This window comes from Streptomyces sp. NPDC089799 (assembly GCF_040684755.1).
Classification (GTDB): Bacteria; Actinomycetota; Actinomycetes; order Streptomycetales; family Streptomycetaceae; genus Streptomyces.
Genome location: NZ_JBFBGR010000003.1, coordinates 222,634 through 240,322, shown reverse-complemented (window position 1 = coordinate 240,322; position 17,689 = coordinate 222,634). Strand labels below are relative to the sequence as shown.

14 protein-coding genes and 1 pseudogene are annotated in these 17,689 nt (G+C 73.8%); 11 read left to right on the top strand and 4 right to left on the bottom strand.

The annotated features are described in order from the left end of the window. The first annotated feature begins 25 nt into the window (after window positions 1-25). From AB0O36_RS04235 to AB0O36_RS04220, 4 genes are all read left to right on the top strand, one after another. A complete protein-coding gene (locus AB0O36_RS04235) occupies window positions 26-364 on the top strand; it encodes a GNAT family N-acetyltransferase (RefSeq protein WP_365103780.1) in 339 nt (112 codons plus the stop codon). Next, entirely contained in the window at window positions 361-1,044 is a 684-nt protein-coding gene (locus AB0O36_RS04230) for an arylsulfatase (RefSeq protein ID WP_365103777.1), read from the top strand. The genes AB0O36_RS04235 and AB0O36_RS04230 overlap by 4 nt, the downstream gene beginning before the upstream one ends. Before the next feature lie 42 nt (window positions 1,045-1,086). After that, window positions 1,087-1,260, top strand: coding sequence for a hypothetical protein (locus AB0O36_RS04225; RefSeq protein ID WP_365103774.1), 174 nt, complete (start codon window positions 1,087-1,089; stop codon window positions 1,258-1,260). A 258-nt stretch (window positions 1,261-1,518) separates the two neighbouring features. After that, a complete protein-coding gene (locus AB0O36_RS04220; protein WP_365103771.1) occupies window positions 1,519-2,808 on the top strand; it encodes a transglycosylase family protein in 1,290 nt (429 codons plus the stop codon). Between the two features lie 198 nt (window positions 2,809-3,006). Here the strand turns inward: AB0O36_RS04220 and AB0O36_RS04215 are convergent. Further along, window positions 3,007-3,813, bottom strand: a pseudogene (locus AB0O36_RS04215) (DMT family transporter); the annotation flags it as partial. Window positions 3,814-4,052: 239 nt separating this feature from the next. On the opposite strand from AB0O36_RS04215, the gene AB0O36_RS04210 reads away from it, so the two are divergent. Further along, complete coding sequence (locus AB0O36_RS04210) at window positions 4,053-5,534, top strand: SDR family NAD(P)-dependent oxidoreductase (RefSeq protein WP_365103769.1); 1,482 nt, start codon at window positions 4,053-4,055, stop codon at window positions 5,532-5,534. Here AB0O36_RS04210 and AB0O36_RS04205 read toward each other — a convergent pair. Then, window positions 5,513-6,136 carry an HD domain-containing protein gene (locus AB0O36_RS04205; RefSeq protein WP_365103979.1) on the bottom strand — a complete coding sequence of 208 codons (624 nt, stop codon included), beginning with the start codon at window positions 6,134-6,136 and terminating at the stop codon, window positions 5,513-5,515. The two genes, AB0O36_RS04210 and AB0O36_RS04205, sit on opposite strands and share 22 nt — an antisense overlap. A gap of 339 nt (window positions 6,137-6,475) precedes the next feature. Here AB0O36_RS04205 and AB0O36_RS04200 point away from each other — a divergent pair, with 339 nt between their 5' ends. Both AB0O36_RS04200 and AB0O36_RS04195 read left to right on the top strand, forming a co-directional pair. Then, window positions 6,476-6,649, top strand: coding sequence for a hypothetical protein (locus AB0O36_RS04200; protein ID WP_365103986.1), 174 nt, complete (start codon window positions 6,476-6,478; stop codon window positions 6,647-6,649). A 169-nt stretch (window positions 6,650-6,818) separates the two neighbouring features. Continuing rightward, complete coding sequence (locus tag AB0O36_RS04195) at window positions 6,819-7,826, top strand: NAD-dependent epimerase/dehydratase family protein (protein ID WP_365103766.1); 1,008 nt, start codon at window positions 6,819-6,821, stop codon at window positions 7,824-7,826. On the opposite strand, the gene AB0O36_RS04190 is transcribed toward AB0O36_RS04195, so the two are convergent. Further along, entirely contained in the window at window positions 7,806-9,305 is a 1,500-nt protein-coding gene (locus tag AB0O36_RS04190) for a lipase maturation factor family protein (RefSeq protein ID WP_365103763.1), read from the bottom strand. The two genes, AB0O36_RS04195 and AB0O36_RS04190, sit on opposite strands and share 21 nt — an antisense overlap. A 223-nt stretch (window positions 9,306-9,528) precedes the next feature. On the opposite strand from AB0O36_RS04190, the gene AB0O36_RS04185 reads away from it, so the two are divergent. From AB0O36_RS04185 to AB0O36_RS04170, 4 genes are all read left to right on the top strand, one after another. Continuing rightward, window positions 9,529-11,082 carry a DUF6777 domain-containing protein gene (locus tag AB0O36_RS04185; RefSeq protein WP_365103760.1) on the top strand — a complete coding sequence of 518 codons (1,554 nt, stop codon included), beginning with the start codon at window positions 9,529-9,531 and terminating at the stop codon, window positions 11,080-11,082. Window positions 11,083-11,089: 7 nt separating this feature from the next. Further along, window positions 11,090-13,153, top strand: coding sequence for a SpoIIE family protein phosphatase (locus AB0O36_RS04180; RefSeq protein ID WP_365103757.1), 2,064 nt, complete (start codon window positions 11,090-11,092; stop codon window positions 13,151-13,153). A 172-nt stretch (window positions 13,154-13,325) separates the two neighbouring features. After that, entirely contained in the window at window positions 13,326-14,189 is an 864-nt protein-coding gene (locus AB0O36_RS04175; RefSeq protein WP_365103754.1) for a DNA-formamidopyrimidine glycosylase family protein, read from the top strand. Window positions 14,190-14,266: 77 nt separating this feature from the next. Continuing rightward, entirely contained in the window at window positions 14,267-14,728 is a 462-nt protein-coding gene (locus tag AB0O36_RS04170) for a hypothetical protein (RefSeq protein ID WP_365103752.1), read from the top strand. A 9-nt stretch (window positions 14,729-14,737) separates the two neighbouring features. On the opposite strand, the gene AB0O36_RS04165 is transcribed toward AB0O36_RS04170, so the two are convergent. Next, entirely contained in the window at window positions 14,738-17,584 is a 2,847-nt protein-coding gene (locus AB0O36_RS04165; RefSeq protein WP_365103749.1) for a hypothetical protein, read from the bottom strand. Window positions 17,585-17,689: the final 105 nt, after the last annotated feature.

The window sequence follows — 17,689 nt, the reverse complement described above, 5'->3', positions numbered from 1 at the left end:
GACAGGGACCGACAGAGGGGGAGCGGTGGCGATCGACATCAGGGACCGGCGGGAGTCCGGGCGGCTGGAGGCGTGGGACGGCGATCGGCTCGCAGGAGTGATCGCCTACTTCGTGCTGGAGAAGGCGGCACCCGGAGCGCTGGTCGCCGTGCACACCGTGGTCGAGCCCGGCCACGAGGGGCGCGGCATCGCCGGGGAGCTCGTACGGACCTTCTACGGGATCGCCGCGGCCGAGGGCGTGCCGGTGGTGCCGCTCTGCCCGTACGCCGCCGCCTGGGCCGCCAAGCACCCCGACGTCGCGCCGGCCCCGCAGCCGGAGCTGGTGGCGGCGGCCGAGGAGCAGCTGGCCGGCGGGAGCCGGTGACCCGGGGCCTCACGCTGCTCCACACCTCGCACCGGCACGTCCCGGTCTTCGACGCGCTCCGGGACCGGCACCACCCGGGGGCCCGGCTGTGCCACGTGGTCCGGCCCGGTCTGCTGGCCCGGGCCCGGGCGGAGGGGCCGGAGGCCGTGGTGGACGAGCTGCGCGGTCTGCTGCGGGAGGCCGGCCCCGTCACCCCCGCCTCACATGTCACCTCCGCCTCCCGGCCCCCCGCCGTCCCGGTCGTGCTCTGCACCTGCTCGACCATCGGCGCGGTCGCGGAGGGCCTCGCCGCGGAGCTCGGGGTGGCCGTGCTGCGGGTGGACCGGCCGATGGCGGCCGAGGCCGTCCGGCTGGGGCCGCGGATCGTCGTCCTCGCAACGGTCGGGAGCACCCTCGGCCCCACCGTGGAGCTGATCGAGGAGGAGGCGCGGGCCGCCGGCCGGGAGGTGGCCGTACGGACCGTCCTCGTGCCGGGCGCCTTCGACCGCTTCGAGGCCGGTGACCTGGACGGATCCCTCGCCCTGGTGGCCGCCGCGGCCGATGTGCACACCCCGGCCGACACCGACGTGATCGTGTCGGCCCAGGTGTCGATGGCCGGCGCCGCCGCGCTGACCCGCACCCCGGTACCGGTGCTGGCCGCCCCCGCCCTCGGACTGGCGGCCGCCCTCCGCATGGAGTGACCGGACGGGCATACCCGGACGGGCCGGGGGAAGGTGGGAGGTATGGCACCCAAGCTGGACCAGACCGAACCTCCCCCCGACCCGGCACCGCCCTTCCCGGACCCCGAGCCGGTACCGCGGCCCGTGCCGCCGACGCCGCCGCCCTTCCCCGAGCCCGACCCGGTGCCCCCGCCGCCCGGGCCCGCGCCGGTCCCGCAGCCCGGCCCCTGGAGCTGAGAGCGCCGGCGGTACGGCCGTGTCCGTGCAGGTCGCGCCCGTGCGGGCCTGGCGAGCGGGGCGCGTGCGCCGTCGCGGACCCCGGTGCGCCGCCCGTTGACGGCCTTCCGCCCCGGCACCCCGCACCTTGATTCACGACCGCCCGGTCGGCCGTCAACTCCCGCTCGCGTGCGCCCGGTTGCGACCCTTGCGACTCTTGTCAACCCCGCGGGCCGACACTACGTTGGGCCGTTACGGATGTCATCAAGGGGGGCTCCCATGGGTGAACGGGGCCGGCACCGCCGGTACCAGCCGAGCAACATCAACCGGGCCTCGCTGGCCGTCACCGCAGGTGGCGCGGGGCTCGCGTTACCCTTCGTCGGAGCCGGCACCGCGCACGCCGCGTCCGCGGACACCTGGAACAAGGTCGCGTCCTGCGAATCCACGGGCAACTGGCACATCAACACCGGCAACGGCTACTACGGCGGCCTGCAGTTCAGCCAGAGCACCTGGCGCGCCTTCGGCGGCACCGCGTACGCGCAGCGCGCCGACCTGGCCACCAAGGAGCAGCAGATCGCGGTCGCCGAGAAGGTGCTCCGCGGGCAGGGTCCGCAGGCCTGGCCGGTGTGCTCGAAGAAGGCGGGGCTCACCCGCGCCGGGCAGGCGCCCCGTACGGCCCCGGACACCACGAAGCACGCGAACTCCGGGACGAAGACGGCGAACCCGAACACGGTGAAGACGCAGGGCGAGCGTCCCGTGTTGCTGACGCAGACCGTTCCCAAGCAGCAGACGGCATCGCCCCGGCCGACCCGGACCTCGGTGCTTCCGAACCCCTACGTCGTCGCGCCGGGCGACTCCCTCTCCGCCATCGCCCAGCACCAGCACGTCGAGGGCGGCTGGCAGGCGCTCTACGAGACCAACCGGGCCACCGTGGGCGCCGACCCGGACCTGATCTTCCCCGGCCAGCGCCTCACCCTGCGCGTCACCGCCGCGCCGCCCGCCCAGCGCCCCGCACCCCCCAAGGCCACGCCCCCCAAGGCCACGCCCCCCAAGGCCGCGCCTCCGAAAGCCGCCCCGCCCAAGGCCGCCCCGCCGAAGTCCGACGACACCGCCAGGCCGGTGCCGGTCAAGAGGGACGACAAGCCGGCCGTCCCGCAGCGGACCGGCGGCTACACCCTGCCCGTGGACGCCTCCATCGGCACCGGCTACGGGGTGGCCGGCTCCTCCTGGTCCAGCGGGTACCACACCGGGATCGACTTCCCGGTGCCCACCGGCACGTCAGTCAAGGCCGTCGGGCCGGGCCAGGTCGTGTCCGCGGGCTGGGCCGGCGCCTACGGGTACCAGGTCGTGATCCGTCACGCCGACGGGAAGTTTTCCCAGTACGCGCATCTGTCGGCGCTTTCCGTCCAGAGCGGCCAGCAGGTCGGCGGCGGACAGCGCATCGGGCGCTCCGGGTCCACCGGCAACAGCACCGGCCCCCACCTCCACTTCGAGGTACGGACGGGCACCGGGTACGGCTCCGACATCAACCCGCTCCGCTACCTCCGCGGCCACGGCGTCGGCATCTGAGGCACCGGGGACCGGCTCCGGGTCCAGGAGGCCGAGGCCCAGGGCCGCGTCCCGCTCAAGGCCGAGCTCCAGGGCCACATCCCGCTCCAGGCCGAGGCCCAGCGCCGCGTCCCGGTCCGCGATGGCGACCAGGACCGGCTCCACGCCCACGTCCACGGCCGGTACGGATGACACCCGCCCGTGCGGCGGCACGGCCATCAGCATCAGCAGGCCGGCCGCCGCCAGCGCCCCGCTCAGCAGTGCGGCCGTCGTACCCAGCGCCCCGTACCGGAACCCCTCGTCGAACAGCGTGATGCCCACCGCGGCCGCCACCACCGGGTTCACCACGGTCAGCGTGGCCAGCGGGGCGGTCAGCCCGGCACCCCGGTAGGCGGCCTGCGACAGCATCAGCCCCGCCGCGGCCAGCGCCGCGATCGCGGCCATGTCCCGCCACTGCGCCAGCAGCGCGCCCGGGTCGAAGCCCTCCGCCACCGACTTGGTGAACACCGAGGCCATGCCGAACGAGGCCCCGGCCGCCACGGCCAGCAGCACGCTCCGGGTCACCTTGCGCCGCACCGCCCGGGCCGCCAGGAACAGCACCGCCGCCCCTGCGCCCGTCGCGGCCAGCAGCACCAGCTGCTCCGGCCCGCTCAGCGTCTGCGACCGCCGGTCCCCGCCGGTCAGGGCCAGCAGCCCGGCCAGACCCACGGTGGCGATCAACGCGCCCCGCCAGGCGGCCGAACCGGCCCGGCGCCCCACGAACACCGCCGCCAGCGGCAGCGCGAACACGATCGTCAGGGCACCGAGCGGCTGCACCAGGCTCAACGGCCCGAACGCCAGGGCCACCACGTGGAGCACCGCACCCACACCGTTCAGCGCGACCGCCACCCACCAACCCGGCTGCCGTGGCGCCGCGTAGGCGCGGTCGGGATGGGCAAGGGCGACCTGCTCCTGGACGATCGCGCCGGCCGCGTAAGCCAGCGCCGACACCAGGCTGAGCAGTAACGACAGGGCGAGGGCACTCATGTATCCCAGAATGCCGTGCAGTGATCCCCTATTCCTCCACCCGTGGTAGAAGATCGCTCATACTCCGGTCGTAGTACAGGACTAGTCCGATCGCTCTCCGTGGCCTTCCGCGCCCGTCGCATCACGGAGCGTCGCCGGGTTTGGTTCCCGAGCCGCCCGATCCGTACAGTTCCCCTTTTGGGGGTGTCCACAGGACCACAGGACACAGGAACACGAGTGATCGAGGAACGGCAGCGGCCATGACGGTGACCGAGACCGAAGACAACCAGGCGTACGGCCCGGGCATCGACCCCGAGCGACTGGCGGTCTGCCTCAGCGTGCTCGACGAGCTCGACGAGCTCGACGTGGACCACCCCGACGCGATCGTCGTCCGCCGGGCCACCGCCGGCATCTACCGGACGGTCAAGCAGCGCCGCCGCCAGGAGCGCCGCGCCGCCAAGACCGCGAACGACAAGGCCGTCACCGAGGCCACCGCCACCGGTTCCGCGCAGCGCATCGACGACGAGACCGAGGGCATCCTCCCCTCCTCGGTCACCGAGGCCGGCCGGATCGCCGGGATACTCCAGCGCCCGCGCTCCTGCTACGTCTGCAAGACGCGGTACACCGAGGTCGACTACTTCTACCACCAGCTCTGCCAGGACTGTGCCGCGCAGAACCGCGCCAAGCGCGAGGCCCGCGCCGACCTCACCGGCAAGCGCGCCCTGCTCACCGGCGGCCGCGCCAAGATCGGCATGTACATCGCGCTGCGGCTGCTGCGCGACGGCGCCCACACCACGATCACCACCCGCTTCCCCAAGGACGCCATCCGCCGCTTCAAGGCGATGGAGGACTCGGCGGACTGGATGCACCGCCTGGAGGTCGTCGGCATCGACCTGCGCGACCCGGCCCAGTCCGTGGCGCTCGCCGAGCAGGTGGCCGAGGCCGGCCCGCTGGACATCCTGATCAACAACGCGACGCAGACCGTACGCCGCCTGCCCAGCGCCTACGCCGCGCTGGTCGAGGGCGAGACCGCCCCGCTGCCGGCCGGTGAACTCCCCGCCCACCACGTCATCGGCGCCTTCAACTCCGGTTCGGTCGACGGCCTGGCGGCGCTGCCCGTCGGAGTGAGCGGCCTGGAGGCGCAGAAGGTCGCCGACCTCGCCCTGGTCGCGGGCAACGCCAGCCTCGAACGGCACCTGGCGGGCACGGCCATCGACGCGGGCGGCCTGCTGCCCGACGTCGTCGACACCAACACCTGGGTGCAGACCATCGACCAGATCTCCCCGGTGGAGCTGCTCGAAACCCAGCTGTGCAACTACACCTCGCCGTTCATCCTGATCAGCGCCCTGCGGCCGTCGATGGCCGAGGCCGCCCGCAAGGCCGCCAGCGGACGCGCGTACGTCGTCAACGTCTCCGCGATGGAGGGCGTGTTCGGCCGCGGCTACAAGGGCGCGGGACACCCGAACACCAATGCCGCCAAGGCCGCGATGAACATGGTGACGCGGACCAGCGGCCAGGAGATGTTCCAGACCGACGGCATCCTGATGACCTCGGTCGACACCGGCTGGATCACCGACGAGCGCCCGCACTTCGACAAGCTGCGCCTGGCCGAGGAGGGCTTCCACGCCCCGCTCGACCTGGTCGACGGCGCGGCCCGGGTCTACGACCCCGTGGTCCGCGGAGAGCAGGGCGAGGACCTGTACGGCGTCTTCCTCAAGGACTACTCGCCGGCCAACTGGTAGGTCCCGGGGTGGCGGGCGCGGTCACGGGCCCGGTCGAGGTCCCGGCCGCGTTCGAGGTCCCGGGCGCGTTCGAGGTCACGGGCCCGGTCCCGGGCGCGGGCCGCGACCAGGCGGAGGACCTCGCGCCAGTCCTCCATCACGCCCGCGTCCAGGCCGACGACCTTCCCCGCGTCGTCGGCCTGCCGCAGGATCACCGCGGCCTCCGCCTCAGGGTCGGAGACGAACGCCCGTAGCTCGGCCGCATCCATCAGCCCGCCCTGCGCCCGCATCGTCAGGCCGCTCTGCGGGGACAGCGGCCGCCCCGGCTCCACCGTCGCCAGGTACCGCTTCGCCGGCACGTGCAGTTCCACCAGCCGCGCCACGCGGTCCCCGAGCAGCGGCCGGACCGCCGCCGCACCGGCCCGCGCGTGGCCGGCGTCATCACCCGGTCGGAGCAGATGGCCGAGATCGTGTACCAGGCCCGCCACCTGGAGTTCCTTGTCGTACGGATGGGACCGCCGCAGCAGGGCCGCCGTCTGCAGCCCGTGGTCGTGCAGATCCACCGGATCGCCGCTGCCGCCGGGCGTGTCCCAGGCTCCCCGGCACGCGTGCAGCAGCTCCATCAGCTCGTCGACGCCGCGGATCCCGCCGGTCTCCGTCACCACGCATTCCCTCCGTCGTCCCGGCCCAACCGATCACAACTGCTCCCCGAGCAGACCAGCTTCGGTCGACACGCCGACGTACGAGGTGCTGAACTCCTGGAGAAGACAAGCAGTCCAGAGCGGATTTTACTTTCCCGTTGAGCGGAACCCCGCTCAAATGTGTAACCTGAGGCACACGGACGGCCCCACCAGGGCCACGCTCCGTATCCAGAACGACGGCGCCACCGCGACCGGACTGCCCTCTTCTCCCTGCCCCGGTGCGGTACGCCCGCCGGGTTTCGCGACACGAAGGAGTGCGCGGTGACACGAGATCTGAAGAAGAAGCACGAGCCGGGCCTGACGGAGGGCCCGGAACGGCACACCCGCTCCGATGAGCTCGGCAGCCTGGAGGTGTGGGCCCGCTCCGCACCGATCCGGCTGGCCGGGTACGAGGACGACCTGGCGGAACCGCACATCCTGCCCGGCATCGACTGATCCGCCCGGCAGCACCACGACGCCGCCCCCGCGCCGCCCGGCACGGGGGCGACGCATGCTCCCCGCGCACCCCCGGCCCCCTCGCCCCCGCGCCGCGTACGCTCTCGGCGTCATCGCTCAGGGCGATCATCCCTTCCCCGCCGTGCCCGCCGGACGCATGCTGGCCCGCATGAAACTTCTGCTACTGGGCGGTACCGAATTCGTCGGCCGGGCCATCGCTGAGGACGCTCTCGCGCGCGACTGGGACGTCACCGTCTTCCACCGGGGCCGCCACGAGCCCCCCGCCGGCACCCGTTCCCTCCACGGCGACCGCACCGCCCCCGGCGGACTCGACGCGCTCACCGGGCCGGACACCTGGGACCTGGTGGTCGACACCTGGAGCGCCGCTCCCACCGCCGTCCGTGACGCCGCCCGCCTGCTGCGCGACCGCGCCGGGCGCCACGTCTACATATCCAGCCGCTCCGTGTACGCCGATCCCGATCCCGCAGACCCCGCCGTCGACCGGGCCGGGGCCGAGGCCATGCCCCTGGTCGACGGCTCGCCGGACGCCCCCGCCACCGCCTACGCCGAGGACAAGCGCGGCGGCGAACTCGCAGCCCTCGACGCCTTCGGCGACCGCACCCTGCTGGTCCGGGCGGGCCTGATCCTCGGCCCGTACGAGAACGTCGGCCGACTGCCCTGGTGGCTCACCCGGATGGCCGAGGGAGGCCCGGTCCTCGCCCCCGGACCGTACGACTTGCCGATCCAGTACATCGACGTACGCGACCTGGCCCACTGGACCCTGGACACGGCGGAAGCCGGACTCGGCGGCGCCTACGACCTGGTCTCCCCGTCCGGACACGCCACCATGGGCTCTTTCCTCGACGCCTGCGCGGCCGTCACCGGAGGCACCGCCGACCTGCGCTGGACCGACCCGCAGCGGATCCTCGACGCGGGCGTGCAGCCCTGGACCGAACTTCCCGTCTGGTTCCCGCCGGGCGAGGACCACGCCTCCGTCCACGGTGCCGACGTGTCCAAGGCGGTCTCCGCCGGACTCCGCTGCAGGCCCGTCGAGGACACCGTCGCCGACACCTGGGCCTGGCTGGAGACCCTCGGCGGCAGCGCTCCGCTGAGGCCCGACCGGACCGCGAAGGGCCTGGACCGCGAGCGGGAGCGCTCACTCCTCGCCGGGTCCTGACGACGGTCCCGGCGGTCCTTGCGCCCTCGACGACCCCGACGACCCCGACGACTCCCGCACCGGAACCGCGAGACGGGTGGGCGGCAGGTACTCCCGCACCAGCCGGCGGTGCCACCACGCACCCGTCGCGCGCAGCTCCCGCCAGGTGGTGAAGCGGTACCGGTACAGCCGGGCCCGTACGAACACCGGCGGAGCGTCCGGGAAGGGGTTGTGCCGGAGCAGCCGGAGCGTGTCCCGGTCGTTGACCAGCAGCCGCTCCACGAACGGCCCGAACCAGTCGCGGGCATAGCCGGGGGAGAGCGCGGCGAACCACATCAGCCAGTCCAGCCGCAGGTGGTACGGCGCGAACTGGCGCGGCATCCTGCGCACGTCCCCCGGCTTGCCCCGGAAGCCGTACTCCCGCCAGTTCCCGTCCTCCCGCGGCACGTGGTCCACGGTCCCCTCCACCACCACCTCGTCCCGGATCCGCCCGACCGTGCCGAAGGCGCCGTACGTGTTCACCAGGTGCAGCGCGTCGAAGGACCGGTTCATCACCTGGCGCCGGGACAGCATGTTCCGCACCGGATGCCGGCTCAGTACGAGCACCAGCACCGTCACCGCGCACACCAGCGCCCCAAACCACACCGGCGGGGACCGGTACGCCGCGGCCGGCGGCGGACCGGTGAGCCCGGTGAAGTCCACCGCGGACACGGCGATCGTGATGGTGATCCAGTTCAGCCAGGCGAAATTGCCCGACACCACCAGCCACAGCTGGGTCGCGATGATGACCCCGGCCGCCACCGACGCCACCGGCTGCGGGGTGAACAGCAGGACCGGCACACCGAGTTGGGTCACGTGGTTCGCCGCGCACTCCACCTTGTGCAGCGGCCCGGGCAGATGGTGGAAGAACCAGCTCAGCGGCCCCGGCATCGGCTGGGTCTCGTGGTGGTGGTGGAGACAGGTCAGCTGCCGCCAGCAGGGGTCCCCGCGCATCTTGATCAGGCCCGCGCCGAACTCCACCCGGAACACCAGCCAGCGCAGCAGGAACAGCACCAGCACCGGCGGCCCGACCTCCGCGTTCCCCAGGAACACCGCCAGGAAACCCGTCTCCAGCAGCAGCGACTCCCAGCCGAAGGCGTACCAGGTCTGCCCGACGTTCACGATCGACAGGTAGAGCAGCCACAGCGCCGCCCACATCGCCATCGCGCCGCCCAGCGGCACCGCATCGCCCGCCCCGGCGACCAGGGCGGCCGCCAGCAGTGCCCCGCCCCAGGCGCACGCTGCGAAGAGCCGGTCGGAATAGCGCCATTGGAACAGGCTGGGCGCCCGGCGGAACGGCACGTACCGCACGTAGTCCGGCACCGGGAGCATCCCGCGGGAGCCGATCAGAGCCCGGAACTGCAGCACCGCCGCGAGGAAGGCGACCAGGTAGAGCCCGGCCAGGGCCCGCTGGAAGACCAGCCGGCCCAGCCAGTAACCGGGTGCCGTGAACCAGTCCATCACCACCAGTATCGGCCCGGTCCGGACCGCCGGTGCGAACCTGCGGAACCCCAGGGGGGTGTCCGTACCCGTCACGTCACCCGGCCGGGGGCCGCCGGGCCCCCGGGTTTCGGCCGGTCGGGGGGAGTAGCGGGACGTGGGAGCAACGGGCGGCGGACCCCGCTTGCGACACCCCCGGGCATACGTCAGACAAGAGGGAGTATCCGGGGAAAGGAAGAACCACGTGAGGCCGAACCACGTGCAGCACCACGTGCACGGACCGACACACGGACCGGCACACGGACACGGACCGACACCTCGTCAGGGACCGCGCCGCCACGCACCGGCCGGTGCCGCCCTCCTCGCGCTGCTCGGCCTCCTCGCCGCGGGCTGCAGCGGCTCGGAGGAGAGCCCGCCCCCGCAGACCGAGAGCCAGGAACTGTTCCTGCAGCCCGTCGGCGCGGCAGAACCCGACCCGTTCACCCAGTCCACCTCCACCGGCGAGTCCGCCCCGCTGCAGCCGCCGGTCCCCAACCAGACCGGCCAGGGGATCCGCACGATCGGCGGCGCCACACCCGGCCTGTACGGCGGCACCGCCCGGCTGGGGAGCTGCGACATCGAACAGCAGGTCAAGGCACTCACCGACGAGAAGTCCAAGGGCAAGGCCACGGCGTTCGCCGAGGCCACCGGCATCGAAACGGACCGGATCCCGGAATACCTGCGCTCCCTCACCCCGGTCGTGCTGCGCGCCGACACCCGGGTGACCAGCCACGGCTTCCGCGACGGCAAGCCGCGCCCCTTCCAGTCGGTGCTGCAGGCCGGCACCGCCGTCCTGGTGGACACGCACGGCATGCCCCGGGTCCGCTGCTCCTGCGGCAACCCCCTCGCCCCGCCGCGCGCCGCCAAGGGGGCGCCGGCACCCCAGGGCCGGCCGTGGTCCGGCTACCACCCGAACCAGGTCGTCGTCATCGAGCCGACCGCGCACACCCTCGACAGGCTGGTGATCGCCAACCTCGCCGACAACACCTGGATCGAGCGGCGCACCGGCGACTCCGGGGCCCAGGACCGCCCCCCGCAGGTGATGCCCCCGTACAACCCGGCGGACGGCATCCCGGCGAACGCCCCGGCACCCGCCCCGGCCGGGACGGCGGAGGCGGACGCCTGTACGCCGGGCGAAGCGGACTGCGCCGCGTCCGTACCGGTCCCGCCGGGCGGGCAGACCCGGCCGATCGACCCGGGGCCGCTGCCTCCGCCGAACGCCCGGCCCGCCCGCCCCCAGGACCAGCAGCAGCCGCAGCAGGGCGGCGACCCCTGGCAACAGGGGGGCGACCCGTGGCAGCAAGCGGGTGACCCCTGGCAGCAGGGTGGCGACCCGTGGCAGCAGGGCCAGGCCGGCGGTGATGCCGGCGCTGACCCCTCCTTCGGCCCGAACGGGCCGGGTGACCCGCAGGGCCAGGCCCTGCCCGGGGACCAGGCCGTGCCCGAGGACCAGCTGCTCCAGGCCGACCCGCAGGGGCTGGAGCTGCTGCCCGACCAGCAGCTCCGGCAGGACGGGCAGCTGCAGCCCGACCAGCAGTTCGCCCCCGATCAGCAGTTCGCGCCGGACCAGCAGTTCGCGCCGGACGGGCAGTTCCCGCAGGAGCAGCAGGGACTGGAGGGACTGGAGGGGCAGGACGGGCAGGACGGGCTGCAGGGGTTCCAGGACCAGCAGGGGCAGCAGGACGGCCTGCAGAACGGCCTGCAGGACGGCATGCAGAACGCCCTGCCGGATCAGGGGGCGCAGCTGGAGAGCGCCTGACCCGCCCGTGTGTCATGGTGGACCGGTGCCGACCACCGTATCCGTGCCGGACGACTGGCCCGCACACCCGGACCGGTCCCTCGCGCTGAACCGGATGGGCAGCTTCGACTGGGACCTGGTCACCGGGTACATGCACATGGACGTGCCGGCACTCGACGTCTTCGACACGGACGCCGCGGACTACGACGGCCGGCCGGAGTCGCTCTCCCCGCGCGTCCCGCCGGCCGAGTCGGCCCGGCTCGACGCGCTGGTGTCCAGCGCGCTCAAGAGCGGGGCCGAGAGCTACGGCGCCTACTTCCGGATCCGCTGCCGGGACGGGGAGCTGCGCTGGACCCACACCCAGGGCCGGGTGATGCGCGATGCCGAGGGCCGCCCGTACCGCATCATCGGCATCGTCCGGGACGCCACCGAGGAGCTGAACCACTCCGCCGAACGCCTCGGACTGGACGAGGAGCGCCGCCGCCAGACCACCGTCGTCGAGGCCACCACCGCCGCCCTCGCCCACGCCCGCACCGTGCAGGACGTCATCGACGCGCTCAGCGACGCGCACGGCCTGGAACGGCTCGGCTCCATGGGCATGGTCATGGGGCTGGTCGAAGCCGGACGGATCCACCTGGTCGCCGAGGGACCGCAGGGCAGCTTCGTCCCCGGCACCCGGTTCACCCGGATCGACGAGGAATACCCGATGAGCGAGGTGGTGCGCTCCCTCCAGCCGAAGTTCATCCAGTCCCCCGCGGAGTTCGCCGACGGCTACCCCTACCTCTGGTCGAAGATCACCCACATGGACATCTCGGCGGCCGCCTACCTGCCGCTGATCGCCCAGGCCCGGCCCATCGGCGCCATCGGGCTGCTCTACCAGGACAAGGACGGGTTCACCCAGGAGGAACGGAACCTGCTGGTCGCCCTGGGCAGCAGCATCGCGCAGAGCCTCCAGCGCGCCATGCTGCTGGAACAGGAGCACGACATCGCGGAGGGGCTCCAGCAGGCCATGCTGCCCCGCCGGATCCCCAAGGTGCCGGGCGCTCAGATCGAGGTCCGGTACCGCTCCGCCCGGATGGGGCGGGACATCGGCGGGGACTGGTACGACGTGATCCCGCTGCCCGGCGGCCGGGTCGGCGCGGTCATCGGCGACGTCCAGGGGCACGACACGCACGCCTCCGCCGTCATGGGCCAGCTGCGCATCGTGCTCCGCGCGTACGCCACCGAGGGGCACTCCCCGGCGACGGTGATGGCCCGCGCCTCGGCGTTCCTGCACGAGCTCGACACGGACCGCTTCGCGACCTGCACCTACGCCGAGGCCGATCTGGACACCGGCGTGCTGCAGCTGGTCCGGGCCGGGCACATCGACCCGCTGGTCCGCACCCGGGACGGGGACTGCCGGCAGCTCCCGGTGGAGGGCGGCATGCCGCTGGGCCTGTCCTCCGAGTTCGGCCGCCTGGAGTACCCGGTGACCACCGTCGAGCTGGATCCCGGCGAGACCCTCCTGTTGTGCACCGATGGCCTGGTCGAACAGCCGGGAGCCGACCTCGACGACGGCATCCGGCTGCTGACCGGCCTGGTCCGGGGCCTGCCGGGGGACCTCCGGCGGCTCGCGGACCGGCTGTGCGAGCTGGTCGACGAGCGGGGCGGGGACGACGACATGGCGCTGCTGCTGCTCCGCCGCGAGGTCCCGGACTCCGAGCAGGGCGGCGGCCGCCTCCAGCAGCACGTGGCCCAGAACGACCCGGAGGCCCTGGTCTCCGCCCGCCACATGATCGGCGCGGCGGTACGGGCCTGGGGCGCGCGGGAGCGGGCCGACGAGATCGAGCTGGTGGCCGACGAGCTGATCGTCAACGCGCTGATGCACACGGACGGGCCGGCGATCGTCACGCTCCGGGTGCTGGCCGGGCCGGAGCGCCGGCTCCGGGTGGAGGTCGAGGACCGGTCGAGCGCCCTGCCGCGGCGCCGCGAGGCGGGGGAGTCGGGCGTCTCGGGCCGGGGGCTGATGCTGGTGGACCGGCTGGCCGACGTATGGGGCGTGGAGCCGCGCGGCGGCGGCAAGTGCGTCTGGTGCGAGTTCTCCATGGCCTGATCCACTGCGCCTGACCCCCTTCGACCGATGCACTTCGCCTGACCCACTGCGCCTGATGCACTTCGCCCGACCCGCCCGCACGATCCGCTCCGCCCCATCCGCTCCGCCCGGTGCCCGGGACACGGACCGGCTCCGGATGGCGGTGCGTGCCGGGCGGCGGCAAGGTGGTGGCATGCCCGAGCTGCCCGAGGTGGAGGCCCTCAGGGACTTCCTCGGCGAGCACCTCACCGGCCGGGTGGCCGTCAGGGTGCTGCCGCTGGCCGTCAGCGTGCTCAAGACCTACGACCCGCCGCTGGGCGCCCTCGAAGGCGGCACGGCGGGGGCCGTCACCCGCCACGGCAAGTTCCTCGCCCTCCGCATCGGCGACCTGTACCTGGTCACGCACCTGGCCCGGGCGGGCTGGCTGCAGTGGCGGGATGCGATGCCGGACCGTCCGCCGAAGCCGGGCGGCAAGAGCCCGCTCGCCCTGCGCGTCGTCCTCGACGACGGCTCGGGCTTCGACCTCACGGAGGCGGGCACCCGGAAGCGGCTCGCCGTGTACGTCGTCCACGATCCAACGGAGGTGCCCGGCATCGCCCGGCTCGGGCCCGATCCCCTCGCCGACGGCTTCGACCGGGAGGCGTTCGCAGCACTGCTGCACGGTGAGCGCCGCCGGATCAAGGGGGTGCTGCGGGACCAGAGCGTCATCGCCGGCATCGGCAACGCCTACAGCGACGAGGTCCTGCACGTGGCCCGGCTCTCCCCGTTCAAGCTCGCCTCCGACCTCGACGAGGAAGCAGTGACCCGGCTCCACCAGGCCGTGCGGGACACCCTCCGGGACGCCGTCGAACGCTCGCGCGGCCTGGCCGCGGGCCGGCTGAAGGCCGAGAAGAAGACCGGGATGCGCGTCCACGGCCGGGCCGGCGAGCCCTGCCCGGTCTGCGGGGACACCATCCGAGAGGTGTCCTTCGCCGACTCGGCACTGCAGTACTGCCCCACCTGTCAGACGGGCGGCAGACCGCTCGCCGACCGCCGCCTGTCCAGACTCCTCAAATAGCCGGAGGGCGCCCGGGAGGTGGGGGGCGTCTTCCGGACCGGGTCCGATCCGGAAGACGCCCCCTAGACTTCCCTGCCATGGCGGAGGAACGGCGCCCCGGCGCGGCACCGCGCCGGGAAGTGGTCACCGGGGTGCCCAGGGCGGCCCACCGGCGGCCGCCCGCGCATACCCCGGCGCGTTCGGAGATCTCCGAGCAGACCACCCTGGGCGCCACCTACGTACGGGCGCTGATGCGGAGCCAGCTGCGCGCCGGACTCGGCGCGCTGGGGGCGCTGGCCCTGCTGGTCGGCACCCTGCCGCTGCTGCTCGCGCTGCCCGGCGGCGGGTCCGGGGCCCTGGTCTGGGTGGCGCTCGGGGTGGCCGTGTACCCCGTGATGTGGCTGATCGCCCGCTGGTACGTACACCGTGCCGAGCGCAACGAGGCCGACTTCACCGGCCTGGTCACCGATCCCAAGGACGGCCCGGACGCCACTTCGGAGGCCACCTCGGACACCACCCCGGACGCCACTCCGGGCACCACTCCGGACGTCATCCGCTGAACCGGCCGGTCAGGAGGCGTCCTTGACCGTTCCCGTCAGCAGCGGCCCGCGCACCTGCTCCCACTTCTCGTTGTAGGTGATCAGGCGTGCCTGGAGCTTCTCCGCGGGCTCCCGCACGCGGTCGCGGGAGGTGGGCACGGCGACGTCGGCGGTCAGCTTCCCCGCGGGGATGCCCGCCACGAGCACCGGCTCCTCCCGTACCCGGGACAGCGGCACGGACGGGTCCGGCTTCGCGGCGAAGTTGTCGTCCAGCCACTTCGGGTCCACGTCCGCGGTGGACAGCTCGGGACCGCGGTCCACGGGAACCAGCGCGAGGTCGCCCGAGAGTTCGACGTCCGCCGGCGCCGACAGGGTCACCCGCCAGACGAGCGGGCTGCCCTCGGTCACGGAGGTGGCCAGCGGAACGGCCTTCATCGCCGGTACGGGGTCGTCGTTGCGGGCCGTGAGCCCGCCCAGGTGGGAGCCGACCACGGCGCCCCGCACGGCCTTGACGGCCACGTCGTAGGCGGTGTCGTAGCCGTACCGGGTGTTCCCCTGCACGGTGAACGGCACGTCGACGGTCTGGGCGCCTGCGCGCACGTCGACCACCTTGGAGGTGATCTGCTCCTCCCGGCCCGGAGTGCGGACGAAGATCCGCACCTGACCGGTGCCCTCGCCGGACACCTTCACCGGGACCTTGTACGTACGGGAGCCGGAGTTGCCCTCCGGCACCACGAGGCGGCCGATGTCCACCCGCGGCAGCGCGGCGTCCTTGACCGCCGGGGTGCCGGGGCGCCAGCCCCAGGCGTCCATCAGCCAGGCCTGCCCGGACCGGCTGCGCGGGGTCAGCTCCAGGCTCTGCACGGCCTTGAGGTCCAGTCCGGCACGGGTGGCTGCGGCCAGCGGGAGGCGTACCTCACGGGCCCAGTGGGAGGCGGTGCGGTCGGTGCCGGGCAGGCCGTCGACGGTGGTCCGGCCGAGCACGGCGCGGCGCCCGGAGGTGTCGGTGAGGGCCAGGTCCAGCTGGGTGCCGGCGGAGTTCGGCGGCACGATCAGACGCAGCGTGAGGTCCCGGGAGCCGGCCAGCGACACCGGCTTGGCGGGGCGTACGGTCACCGCGGCGCCGGGGGCGGTCCAGCGCAGGGCGACGGCGTCGCGCCCCGGCTCGGGGTTCGCCTCCCATCCGGCGAAGTGCGGGGACCGGCCGACGGTGCCGGACGGCAGGCAGGCGCGCTTGGGATCGGGGTCGACCTGGGCGCAGATCCGACCGCCGGTGACGGACACGGCCGGGCCGGCTCCGGGCAGGACCAGCGGGATGCGGTGGCCGCCCACGGCGTGGGTGAGGACCCGGGCGGGGCCGGCGGAGGGGGCCTTGTGGCCCGAACCGTCGAGCAGCGGACGGACCGCGTCGTCACCCGCGACGAACAGCCGGGCGGAGGCGGCGATGTACGTGGCTCCCGCGGTCTGCTGCTGTGCGGCCGTCAGCCGGATGCCCTTGCCGGGCGTGCAGACGGGGTCCGGGTTCTCCCCGTCGTTCCAGAAGTCGTCCTGCGCCGGGGCCTTGGCCTGGCCGGGGGTCCACTCGGTGTTGAAGTAGTTGTGGTTGGCGCCGACCATGTACACGGAGCTGTGCAGGGCGCTGCCGGCGCTCACTCCGCGCGTGCCGTCCGCGACGATCTGGCCCTGCAGGTCGGAGACGTCGCCGTCGCAGCCGGGCAGCAGCGTGGTGGAGGGGACGTCGGGGACGGGGTTCTGGCCGAAGATGGTCGGGCCGATCAGCACGTTGCCCCGGATCTTCCAGGTCACCGGTCCCTTGTGGCCGTCCTGGTCGGCCGGCGGACGGTAGAGGCTGTCCAGGGCCGCCCGGTTGACGCCCTCGCCGCCGCGCGAGTGGCCCACGAGCATGACCTTCGACAGGTCCGCGCGGGCGGTGGCCTTCACGGCCGCCGGAGCCGACTCCGGCTTCGCCGCCCAGTCCGCCCACTGCGCCAGGTGCCGCCGTACGAGGGAGGAGCGGGCCTGCGCGCCGCCGTCATCGGCCTGGTCGTCCTGTCCGTTGATGCCGTTGGCGGCGATGGACACGGTCACGTAGCCCTGCGAGGCCAGCAGCTTCTGGGCCTGCAGGTAGCCGTTCTGGCTGGGGATGGGCTGCCATCCGCTCTTGCAGGGCCAGTCCCCGCTGGTCTCACCGGACTTGGTGTAGCAGGTGCCGTGCCGACCGTGCAGGAACAGCACCAGCGGGCGTCCGGCGGGGGCGTCGGCCGGGCCGACGACGGTGCCGCGCATCTCGACGGGAGCGGGGAGGCCGGGCAGGGTGACCGACGGCAGGGTGTACTCGCCGGTCACGGTGCGGTGGCCGCCCGGCGTGCCGGGGTCGACGGCGGCGGCGGTCATCGGGGCCTCCGACGGGGCGGCCTGCCGGAACGCTTCGGGACGGGGGGCGCGGGGCGCGGAGGCATCGATCCGGCGGCCGCCCGAGAGGACCCGGAGGTCGTCGTCCGGGCCGATCCGCAGGGCGGCCGCGTCCAGGGAGAAGGAGCGTCCGTCCGGTTCGGCGGTGGGCAGGCCCAGCAGGCGGTCCCCGGAGCGGAACTCGATCCGGGCGTCCCCCATGGCGACCGGCCGGTCCGCGGTCCACACCAGTCGGCGCCCGGACCCGGTGCCGGTGATCCGCCAGCCGGGCGGGAGTCCTCCGGCCGTGGGCCTGCCCGTCGTTTCGGTCGCGGGGCCGCCCGGTCCGGTCGCGGGGCCCGTCGCGGGGCCGGCCGCGTCCGGCCGGGGGCCGGGCGTGGGCTGCGCGAACGCCGGGCCCGGTGCTGCCGAGGCCAGGGCGAGTACCGCCGCGGTCGCGGTCACCACACGTGTGACACGTATCAAGGTGGTCTTCCTCAAGTTCGGTCTCTTCGGGCGGTCTCGGCGGTCGACCGGACCGGCCCTCGTTCCCGGAGGACGGCAACCCGGAGCCCGAGGTTGCCTGTTGAG

Excerpts from the sequence above, each read along its gene's own strand:
- AB0O36_RS04205 (WP_365103979.1), bottom strand. The coding sequence starts at position 6,136 with ATGGAGCTGCTGCACGCGTGCCGGGGAGCCTGGGACACGCCCGGCGGC.
- AB0O36_RS04175 (WP_365103754.1), top strand. The coding sequence starts at position 13,326 with ATGCCCGAGCTGCCCGAGGTGGAGGCCCTCAGGGACTTCCTCGGCGAG.
- AB0O36_RS04225 (WP_365103774.1), top strand. The coding sequence starts at position 1,087 with ATGGCACCCAAGCTGGACCAGACCGAACCTCCCCCCGACCCGGCACCG.
- AB0O36_RS04170 (WP_365103752.1), top strand. The coding sequence starts at position 14,267 with ATGGCGGAGGAACGGCGCCCCGGCGCGGCACCGCGCCGGGAAGTGGTC.
- AB0O36_RS04220 (WP_365103771.1), top strand. The coding sequence starts at position 1,519 with ATGGGTGAACGGGGCCGGCACCGCCGGTACCAGCCGAGCAACATCAAC.
- AB0O36_RS04190 (WP_365103763.1), bottom strand. The coding sequence starts at position 9,305 with ATGGACTGGTTCACGGCACCCGGTTACTGGCTGGGCCGGCTGGTCTTC.
- AB0O36_RS04195 (WP_365103766.1), top strand. The coding sequence starts at position 6,819 with ATGAAACTTCTGCTACTGGGCGGTACCGAATTCGTCGGCCGGGCCATC.
- AB0O36_RS04210 (WP_365103769.1), top strand. The coding sequence starts at position 4,053 with ATGACGGTGACCGAGACCGAAGACAACCAGGCGTACGGCCCGGGCATC.